Source organism: Terriglobia bacterium (assembly GCA_020072815.1).
In the GTDB taxonomy this organism is placed as follows: Bacteria; Acidobacteriota; Terriglobia; order Terriglobales; family Acidobacteriaceae; genus Angelobacter.
In genome coordinates, this window is the sequence record JAIQGE010000014.1 from 102,490 (window position 1) to 111,881 (window position 9,392).

At 59.6% G+C, this 9,392-nt stretch carries 8 protein-coding genes; 6 read left to right on the forward strand and 2 right to left on the reverse strand.

The window, feature by feature from the left end; translation table 11 throughout:
- Positions 1–39: 39 nt before the first annotated feature.
- On the forward strand, positions 40–1,278 hold the full coding sequence (gene mqnE / locus LAO20_17770) for an aminofutalosine synthase MqnE (GenBank protein ID MBZ5533281.1): 1,239 nt from the start codon (positions 40–42) through the stop codon (positions 1,276–1,278).
- 193 nt (positions 1,279–1,471) lie between these two features.
- Here mqnE and purB read toward each other — a convergent pair whose 3' ends face one another.
- Positions 1,472–2,767 (reverse strand): adenylosuccinate lyase, encoded by a 1,296-nt coding sequence (gene purB / locus LAO20_17775; protein ID MBZ5533282.1) that lies wholly within the window; start codon positions 2,765–2,767, stop codon positions 1,472–1,474.
- Positions 2,768–3,057: 290 nt separating this feature from the next.
- Here purB and LAO20_17780 point away from each other — a divergent pair, with 290 nt between their 5' ends.
- The 3 genes from LAO20_17780 to LAO20_17790 all read left to right on the forward strand — a co-directional run bounded on the left by LAO20_17780 (position 3,058) and on the right by LAO20_17790 (position 6,101).
- On the forward strand, positions 3,058–3,552 hold the full coding sequence (locus tag LAO20_17780) for a MarR family transcriptional regulator (protein ID MBZ5533283.1): 495 nt from the start codon (positions 3,058–3,060) through the stop codon (positions 3,550–3,552).
- Positions 3,549–5,408, forward strand: a complete 1,860-nt coding sequence (locus tag LAO20_17785) for a chloride channel protein (GenBank protein ID MBZ5533284.1) — start codon at positions 3,549–3,551, stop codon at positions 5,406–5,408. The genes LAO20_17780 and LAO20_17785 overlap by 4 nt, the downstream gene beginning before the upstream one ends.
- Positions 5,409–5,591: 183 nt before the next feature.
- Positions 5,592–6,101 (forward strand): DinB family protein, encoded by a 510-nt coding sequence (locus tag LAO20_17790; protein MBZ5533285.1) that lies wholly within the window; start codon positions 5,592–5,594, stop codon positions 6,099–6,101.
- An 88-nt stretch (positions 6,102–6,189) separates the two neighbouring features.
- On the opposite strand, the gene LAO20_17795 is transcribed toward LAO20_17790, so the two are convergent.
- Positions 6,190–7,014 carry an FKBP-type peptidyl-prolyl cis-trans isomerase gene (locus LAO20_17795; GenBank protein ID MBZ5533286.1) on the reverse strand — a complete coding sequence of 275 codons (825 nt, stop codon included), beginning with the start codon at positions 7,012–7,014 and terminating at the stop codon, positions 6,190–6,192.
- A 525-nt stretch (positions 7,015–7,539) separates the two neighbouring features.
- Here LAO20_17795 and LAO20_17800 point away from each other — a divergent pair.
- Both LAO20_17800 and LAO20_17805 read left to right on the forward strand, forming a co-directional pair.
- Positions 7,540–7,794, forward strand: coding sequence for a hypothetical protein (locus LAO20_17800; protein ID MBZ5533287.1), 255 nt, complete (start codon positions 7,540–7,542; stop codon positions 7,792–7,794).
- A 109-nt stretch (positions 7,795–7,903) separates the two neighbouring features.
- A partial coding sequence (locus LAO20_17805; GenBank protein ID MBZ5533288.1) for a hypothetical protein occupies positions 7,904–9,392 on the forward strand: 1,489 nt, incomplete at its 3' end.

Genomic DNA, 9,392 nt, shown 5'->3' on the forward strand with positions numbered 1-9,392 from the left:
ACTCGAAAACTAGCCTCACACAGGTTATTATTTCCTTACATGTCTAACAGCATTCCCAGCCCGGACAAGCACGGTTCGCAGAGCCTCGCTTCGCAGAACCATGATTCTCAAGAGCATGGTTCTCAAGAGCATGGTTCGCACACCCACGGGTTTCAAACCCACGCCTTTCAAACCGACGACCCGCGGCTTGCCCCCATCGCCGAGAAAGTTCTTGCTCGCCAGCGCCTGAGTCTTGACGACGCCGTCACGCTCTACCGCTCGGCTGACATACTGGCCATCGGCTGGCTGGCCAACCACGTGCGCGAACGCATGCACGGCAACGTGACGTATTTCAACGTCAACCGCCACATCAACCCGACCAACGTTTGTGTTGCTGCCTGCCGGCTCTGCGCCTTCGGCCGCAAAAAAGACGCGCCTGGCGCGTACACCATGGCGCTGGAAGAGGCTTATGAGACGGCTGCGTCCGGCTATTCGGAAGCGGTGACCGAGTTCCACATTGTCGGCGGGCTGCATCCTGATTTGCCGTTCCAGTATTACCTGGACTTGATCTCCGGCTTGAAAGCCCGCTTCCCCCAGGTGCATTTGAAGGCCCTCACCATGGTGGAGATTGCGTTTCTGGCCAAGCGCGCCAAGCTTTCGATTGAAGAGACTTTGCTGCAGCTCAAAGCCGCGGGCCTTGATTCACTGCCCGGCGGCGGAGCGGAAATTTTTAACGAGCGCGTGCGCCGCGTGATCTGCGACCACAAGATTGATGGCGACCAATGGCTGGACACCGCGCGTACCGCGCACCGGGTCGGTTTGAAATCCAACGCCACCATGCTTTACGGCCACATCGAAAATGGCGAAGACCGCGCAGACCATTTAGTCCGCCTGCGCACGTTGCAGGACGAAACCCACGGCTTCCAGACGTTCATCCCGCTGGCCTTCCATCCGGCGAACACGCCGCTGCAGCACCTGTTCACCACCACCGGTTTTATGGACCTGAAGCAGATCGCCATCAGCCGCCTGGTGCTGGACAACTTCCCGCACATCAAAGCCTACTGGCAGATGCTGGGCCCCAAGATCGCGCAAATCTCCTTGCGCTTTGGTGCCGACGACATTGACGGTACGGTGATCGAAGAAAAGATTTACCACGACGCCGGCGCCACCACGCCCCAGGGCATGGTTCGCAGCGATTTGGAACGCCTTATCCGCGAAGCCGGCCGCGAACCGGTGGAGCGCGATACCATGTACCGTCCGGTGACCAGGACGGAGACGTCATTCACTATTTCTGTCTAAGTGTGCCGAGACTCGGCGCAAGCTTTTTTCTGAAATCCCGAGCGGCAGCGAGGGATCCCTATCACTACGTAGCTCGTGTGGCACAGCCGCCCTCGGCTGTGTGAGAAGAATCGTGTGGCACAGGCACTCTTGCCTGTGCGCTTTACTAAAGTGTCTTGATCCGCGCACATCCGCGCAAATCCGCGGTAAAGTATTACTTGCCAAAAACGCGAACAAAGATCTTGTCCACATTCCTCAACTGCCGTTGAATGCTGAACGCCTGCTCGATCTGCTTCGCGGGCACGCGGCCGCTGATCTCCGGATCGTCCATCACCAGCTTGTGGAAGCTCAGGTCGTCTTTCCACGCCCGCATGGCATGCTTCTGCACCAGGCGATACGCATCTTCGCGTGACATGCCGTGCTCCGCCAGGTCGAGCAAAAGTTGGCCGCTGAACACCAGCCCGCCGGTGTCTTCCAGGTTCTTCAACATGCGGCTGGGATAGACCATGAGCGTGTCAATCAGGTGCGTGGTCTTCACCAGCAGGTAGTCCACCAGCGTGGTGGAATCCGGGAGAATCACGCGCTCCACCGACGAATGTGAAATATCGCGCTCATGCCACAGCGCCACATTTTCGAACGCCGCCTGCGCGTTGGCCCGCACCACGCGCGCCAGCCCGCAAATCTGTTCGCAGGTAATGGGGTTGCGCTTGTGCGGCATGGCGGAAGAGCCTTTTTGTTTTTCGCTGAAATACTCTTCGGCCTCGCGGACTTCTGTGCGCTGCAGGTGGCGGATCTCCGTGGCGATTTTGTCCAGCGTAGCGGCGATCACCGCCAGCGTGGCTACGTAGTAGGCGTGGCGGTCGCGCTGGATCACCTGCGACGAAATGGGCGCCGCCGCAAGCCCCAGCCGATGGCAGATTTGTTCTTCGAATTCCGGCTCCAGGTGGGCGAACGTCCCCACGGCTCCTGATAATTTGCCGACGCGCATTTCTTCCGCGGCGCGCTCAAAGCGCGCGATATTGCGCGCCACTTCGGCGTACCAGTTGGCCAGCTTCAGCCCGAAGGTGGTCGGCTCGGCATGGACGCCGTGTGTCCGGCCGACGGTGGGGGTGTGCTTGAACTCATGGGCGCGGCGGTGCAGGACCTGCTTCAGCGCCTCCAGGTCCTGGCGAATCACCGCGGAGGCTTCTTTGATCTGCAGCGCCTGCGCCGTGTCCACCACGTCATTGGACGTGAGGCCGTAGTGCAGCCAGCGCGCTTCCGGGCCCACTTTCTCCGCGACCGCGGTGGTGAAGGCGATCACGTCATGCCGGGTTTCAGTTTCAATCTCGTGGATCCGCTTCAGGTCGAAGTCGCCGCGCTGGGAGATAGCCTGGGCGGCTTCCGCGGGGACAATCCCGGCTTCGGCCAGGGTCAGGCTGGCGGCCACTTCCACCTGCAGCCAGCACCTGAACTTGTTTTCGTCACTCCAGATTCGGCCCAATTCCGGGCGCGTGTAACGGGGGATCAAATCGAGCTCCTCGGTGTTCCCTTCGGCGGAACACCGATCATACATGCTGGCTGCCCAGCGAAGTCAATTCGGCTTTGCAGATTGGCCGCCGTGGCCGATAATGGTGGGCAAGGGTTTCTGAATGTGGGGGACTGCCGATGCCTTGGTGTGACGCGGCTGCCGGTCCTGGAACTAAAAGAGAGAGAAAAGAATGGGGCCTTTCTAAGGGCCCTTCTCCGCCCGTACAGGCTCGAAAAAAGGGCCCGGCTCGAATCTAGCAGAATGCTGTTATTATATCGTGAGGCGATAAAATGGTAAAGGGCAAGAACCCCAGACCTCTCCTGGACACAGAGTACGTTGCTTTGGCCGAGTTCCGCTATCAAGTCCGCCGGTTTTTGCGCCACATGGAAGATGAGGTAAGGACCACGGGGGTCAATCCCCAGCAGTACCAGACCGTGCTGGCGATCAAAGGCCTGCCCCGCGACCAGGTGCCCACCATCAGTTGCCTGGCTGAGCGCATGCAGCTCAACCACAACAGCATGGTCGAACTGGTGGACCGCTGCGAACAGAACGGCCTGTTGCGGCGCGTGCGCTCCGGCTCGGACCGCCGCCAGGTGACACTGGCCATCAGCGCTGAGGGTGACGCTCTGCTGAAACGGCTGGGCGCCGCTGCCCGCCAGGAGCTGCGCAACATTGGACCCATGCTGGTGGACTCGGTCCTTCGTCTTACCCACGAAGGGCGGCGAAGCAAGCCGGCGTCAAACCACAAGAAAAGAACAGGAGTCGTGAAAAAAACAGGCCCATGAAAGAACCCGAACCCGTAATATCTTCCGCTTCAAGACACGCAATTCCATCCGTAGATACCCTCAGAGATTTCACCACAACCTGGCGAGTGCTTCCCATATCCGGCCTGGCGCTGGTCATCGGCGTTGTGGCCGCTTACGTGGCGGTGGTCCTTCTCAAACTCATAAGCTTTTTTACCAACTTATTTTTCTATCAGCGGCTGAGTACCCAGTTCGCCTCGCCCGGTCAGCATCATTTGGGTTATTGGGTGGTGGCGGTGCCGGTGATCGGCGCATTGATCGTCGGCGTGATGGCGCGCTTCGGTTCTGACAAAATTCGCGGCCACGGCATTCCGGAGGCCATTGAGGCCATCCTGCTGCGCGGGGCCAAGGTAGAGCCCAAGCTGGCCGTGTTGAAGCCGCTTTCCGCGGCCATCTCGATTGGCTCCGGCGGGCCTTTTGGCGCGGAAGGACCCATCATCATGACCGGCGGCGCCTTTGGATCGCTGATCGCCCAGTTCTTTCATCTCAGCAGCGCGGAACGCAAGACCCTCCTGGTGGCCGGAGCCGCGGCCGGGATGTCGGCCACTTTTGCCGCGCCCTTTGCCTCCGTCTTACTGGCCGTGGAGCTGTTGTTGTTTGAATGGAAACCGCGCAGCTTCATCCCCGTGGTCTTGGCCAGCGTGGCCGCGGAAGCCGCGCGCATCCATCTGCTTGGTCCGGGACCCATTTTCCCCGTTCCATTGCATGCGGTGGCTTTGCGCCCCGCGGTTCTTTTCAGTTGTCTGCTGGTCGGACTGTTCAGCGGGTTTCTTTCCGCGCTGCTCACGCAGTTTGTTTACGGCATGGAAGATGCCTTCCTCCACCTCAAGAAAATTCATTGGATGTGGTGGCCGGCCATGGGCGGACTTGTCGTAGGTCTGGGCGGCTTGATTTACCCCCGCGCCCTTGGTGTGGGGTATGACGTGATTGGCCAGCTTCTGCAAGGCGATGCACCGGTCCGCATGATTCTGGGTGTGCTCCTGGTGAAGTCCGTGATATGGGGAGTCTCGCTCGGGTCCGGGACGTCCGGCGGCGTGCTGGCGCCCTTGCTGATGATGGGCGGCGCGCTTGGCGCGCTGGACGCTCTTTTTCTGCCCCACCAGGGACCGGGTTTCTGGCCGTTGATCAGCATGGGAGCCATGCTGGCGGGGACCATGCGCTCGCCGCTGACCGGCGTGATCTTCGCTTTCGAGCTTACCGGTGACTATCACTCCATCCTGCCGCTGCTCATCGCCTGCATGACCGCGCATGCCTTCACCGTGCTCACCATGGCGCGATCCATCCTCACGGAAAAAATAAGCCGGCGCGGACATCACCTGAGCCGCGAATATGTAGTGGATCCCCTGGAAGCTCTCGCCGTGGAGGACGTGATGCGCACGAGCGTGACCGCGTTTCCTATGGACACGCTGCTCTCTGAACTTGATCACGCTGCCATCCACGAGCAGAGTGGTCCCGGGCAGCGGCTCTATCCGGTCATTGGCCCTGCGAACCGGCTGGTGGGAGTGGTGACCCGCGGTGATCTGCGTAATTTGCAGGCGAACCTTACCCGCCGTGAGAGCGCCAGCATAATTCTGGCCGACCTGGTGAAGCATGAGACCGTTACTGCTTATCCAGATGAGCCGTTGCGGCATGTCGTCAACCGCATGGCCGCCACCGGGCTCACCAGGCTTCCGGTGGTCCAGCGCGGACCGGAGCAGGAGTTACTCGGCGTCATAGCCTTGCAGGATTTGCTCAAGGCCCGCGAACTCACCTTGCAGGAAGAGCACCATCGCGAGCGTGTTTTGCGGCTGCATCTGCCGCCGGCGTTGCGGCGTAATCGGGCGGAAACAAACGGATAGGCTTGCCGCGATCCGCAGCGCCCGGGCGGAGCTGCGCAGCATCGGTCCCATGTTCCCGACCACGCCTGATCATTTTTGGCGGCGTGCGGAAACTTTGCATCGGTCCCGCGTCCGGTTGCATCTTCTGAATTTGTCAGTCATAGCGGTGAGCACGCCACCGCGCCGCAGGAGGCAGGAAGAAAGATGCAGGAGACAGTCCAGCAGTACATCGAACGGATGTTGAGTCATAGCAACGGACAAGACCCGATGCGCATGCAGAAGGCCGCGCCGAAGAAGCTGGCTGCGCTGATCAAAGGCAAGAAGCAGCCGCAACTTTCGCGCCGGCCGGCGCCGGACAAATGGTCCGTGGCGGAGACCCTGGCCCACCTGGCTGACGCCGAAACCGTAATCTCCTGGCGCTTGCGCCACATCCTCGCCGCCAACGGCGCTCCCATACAGGCCTATGACCAGGCCGCGTGGGCCAAGACCTTCGACTACGCCGGCTGCGACGCGCGAGAATCGCTGGAAAGGTACCGCGTCTTGCGCGAAGCCAATCTGGCGCTGGTCAAGCGAGTGCCTAAGCGATTGTTGAAGAACTACGGCGTCCACCAGGAACGGGGAAATGAAACCATCACCCACATCATGCGCCTGACGGCCGGCCATGACGTGAACCATCGGCTGCAAGTGGAGCAGATCCTGAAGGGCAAGCGCTGAAGCAGATCCGTTCGCGATTTCAGGACCGTCGTCCTAAAAAACAGAAGCCGCCAGCTTATTGCGCCGGCGGCTCGTTGGTTCCGAGTTCTTATTTCTTGTCGGTGCTCGGGGCTGGTTCTTTCAGTTGGATCGAAAGCAGTTCGACTTCAAAGATCAGCGTCGCGTTGGGACCAATGGTCCCATCCGGCGTGCCGTTTTCTCCGTAAGCCAGGTTGGAGGGAACAAAGAGCTGCCATTTTGATCCGGTCGGCATCAGCTGCAGGGCTTCGGTCCAACCTTTGATTACGCCGCCCACGGTAAACGTGGCCGGCCCGCCGTGTTTTGCGGAGCTGTCAAATTCCGTGCCGTTGATGAAAGTGCCGCGGTAATTGCACACCACGGAGTCGGTCACAGTGGGTTTGGGGCCGGTTCCCGGCGTCAAAATCTTGTACTGCAGGCCGCTGGGCAGCGTTACCACGCCTTCCTTGGACTTGTTGGCGGCCAGGAATGGTTCGCCTTCCTTCTTGTTGGCTTCGCCGGCGGCCGCTTTCTTTTCCTGCTGCCTCTTGATCAGTACCCCTTGCAATTCCGTGAAGGCTGCTTTGGCTTCTTCATCGGTCATCTTCGTCTTACTGCCGGACATCGCGTCTTTCAGGCCCTGGAGCAGCAGGTTGGGATCAATCTCCACCGACTGGCGGTGCAGTTGTGTTCCCAGGTTCATGCCCAGCGCGTAGCTGACGCGTTCCTCCAGCGTAGCGAACGCCGGAGCGTCCTTGGGCTTGGGGGCGTCAGGCGTGGCAGCCGCGTTTGGTTTGGCCGCGGGGGTCGCCGGCTTGGGTTTGGCTGCCGCCGGTTGCTGTGCCACGACGGAAGAGGCGATCAGGACCACGGCCAGAGCCAGGGTGGTCTGAATGAGTCGAAAAGTTGGTGTCATGACACTATTCTTTCATTGCCGGGCGCAGCGCGCAAACCCGGCGTTTGTCTCCGGGACTTACCGTAGGCGTTGGACGGTCAGTTATCGTGTTGGCGATGGGGCCATGCAGGTTGTCCTGCCGCCAAAAGCAGAGGTTAATCGAAAAAGACAAGAGACTACCATCCTCAGCCGGCAATGCCTGGCCAACTGTCCGGACAAAACACAGTGAAACGAATTTCACTCTTCCATTTTCCGTTTTCGTAAATTTTGTGAGGCCGCGCGACGAATGAGGCATCTCGGCGTTCAATACCGCTGAAGAAGTGCAGGCGTTATTGCGCTGGCCATCAGCGGACAGCCCCGGCTTTCCTGTGGTTCCTCTGCTGGTCGCGTCGCCTCCCACAAAGTAGCGCCGGATAAGACTTGAGGCGCTTCAGCAGCACTCCAGCAACAGGAGTTCTGGCTTGCAGATTCCGGCCACACGGTTTCCATTTTCCAGCCGCTCGTCTAGCGGCAGGGCTCCCAAAAAAGAAACAGAAAGGATTCACTATGGCAAGTGTAGGATTTCAATCCACGATCAAGCCTTTTTTCACTGCGTGTTACCGTTCGCACATGCTCAACATCACGGGCTTGGATCTCTGGGATGCCGGCCAGGTGCAAACCAGCTGGGACGACATTAATAGCGAAGTTACGTCCGGCTCCATGCCGAAAGCCGGATGCCCCGAAGGCGTCTGGGACAAAATAACACAGCAACGGTTCCTCTCAGATTTTCTTGCCTGGAAGAACGCCGGGTACCCTCCGTAAAGCGCCATCGGCGCTGTTGTTTCTTCGAGCGCTCTTGTCTTCTCCCGGGCTTTCCTAACGCGGCTTCGTCTCAGCGTGGTCTTCATCACGCGCAAAAGAAAGGAGCACCATGGCAAGAAATATGGCCCTGAGTTGCATACTCCGACGGATTTCCGGCCAGACCGTGGCCGGCATAATTCTTCTGGCTCTTTGCTCAACCACTTGGGGGCAACCCTCAATACCCTGCCTCCCCGCTCCCACTCCGTCCGTCTCTTCATCCACTCTTCCCACGGAAGCTCTGCCGTGCCAGCACAACGGCATTACTCAGTTTGACGACTTCTCCTGGCGCAGTTTCATCGCGCTGATCTGGCCGGCAGCGAAAGGCCAGCGCGGCGTTCCTGATCCTACGCAGACCAACTTCCCCGTGAGTGGGCCGCTGGTGTTCGAGACCTATAAGGCGGACTGGGAAACGTTTCCGCCGCCGAGTTCCCCGAACCCGCCACCGGCGCCGGCCCCATGGACGAGCTTTGCCGGAACCACCAATCCTTGCGGAGCCTCAGTGAATGTCGGCTGGGGCGACGTGGTGCTTGCCTCCGATACCAAATTCGGCAACCTGGGGCTGGCCGGGTTTGGCAATTTCTTTGTTGGTCCTGTCATCTCCAGCGGATTTGCCCAGAGCACGGCGCAACAACACTACTTGCGCTACCAGGCCTCGTACAACCAGACGGAGTACAACCAGATCCTGAACAATCAGTGGTATCTGCAAGCGAACCTGGGGAACGTGACCTTCTGTTCCAACGGCGCCACTGTGGGCGGCCAGACATGTCCAGCTGAAAACAGCGTCGATCTAAAGTCCTCATGGATGGACATGGACGGCATTCCCGCGAATCTTCAGTCCCGTTATTACACCAAGCAAGCCTGGGTCCTGGATACAACCAGCGGAAAGTGCACGCAGCGCACCATGGGACTGGTTGGCCTGCATATTGTCTCCAAAACTCCTGCACGGCCTCAGTGGATTTGGTCCACCTTCGAACAGATTGACAATGTTCCCGTGGTCACGGGCGCCACGCCCACCAGCAATACGGCGTTCAACCTGAATGACGGCAACGCGAGCAATACCATGCCCATCAGTGACCCCTACTGCGTGCCCGGCCAACCCGGGAATCCGAATGGATGTCCCGGCACTCCACCGCCGCCTGCGGCCATGCCGGCAGACGCTTCTCAGGCAACGCGGTTCAACGTGACCAGGACCCAGCCGATCGGAATTGGTTACCCCCCTGGAAAACCTGACGAAACTACTCCTGCAACCAATGCCAATTATCAGGCGCTGCTGGCCAAGGTGGCTCCCGCCTCGCCCTGGCAGTATTACCAACTGGTGATGACGCAATGGCCTGTCCCGGGAAACACCCCGGCCAATCCGGGCTTTACCAAATTCTCATTTCCCGGCACCATCCCCAACCTCTCCTGCGTGAAGGGTGTCCCTGGCGCCTACTCCCAGGGATGCAGTTTTGCGAACGTTACTATGGAAACCTTCGATCAAACCAGCGTTACCAGCGGCTGTATGAGCTGCCACAACTTGACGGCTCATCCCAATGGACCCGGATCGCCGGGAAATGATT

Excerpts from the sequence above, each read along its gene's own strand:
- LAO20_17795 (MBZ5533286.1), bottom strand. The coding sequence starts at position 7,014 with ATGACACCAACTTTTCGACTCATTCAGACCACCCTGGCTCTGGCCGTG.
- mqnE (MBZ5533281.1), top strand. The coding sequence starts at position 40 with ATGTCTAACAGCATTCCCAGCCCGGACAAGCACGGTTCGCAGAGCCTC.
- LAO20_17790 (MBZ5533285.1), top strand. The coding sequence starts at position 5,592 with ATGCAGGAGACAGTCCAGCAGTACATCGAACGGATGTTGAGTCATAGC.
- LAO20_17800 (MBZ5533287.1), top strand. The coding sequence starts at position 7,540 with ATGGCAAGTGTAGGATTTCAATCCACGATCAAGCCTTTTTTCACTGCG.
- LAO20_17780 (MBZ5533283.1), top strand. The coding sequence starts at position 3,058 with ATGGTAAAGGGCAAGAACCCCAGACCTCTCCTGGACACAGAGTACGTT.
- LAO20_17785 (MBZ5533284.1), top strand. The coding sequence starts at position 3,549 with ATGAAAGAACCCGAACCCGTAATATCTTCCGCTTCAAGACACGCAATT.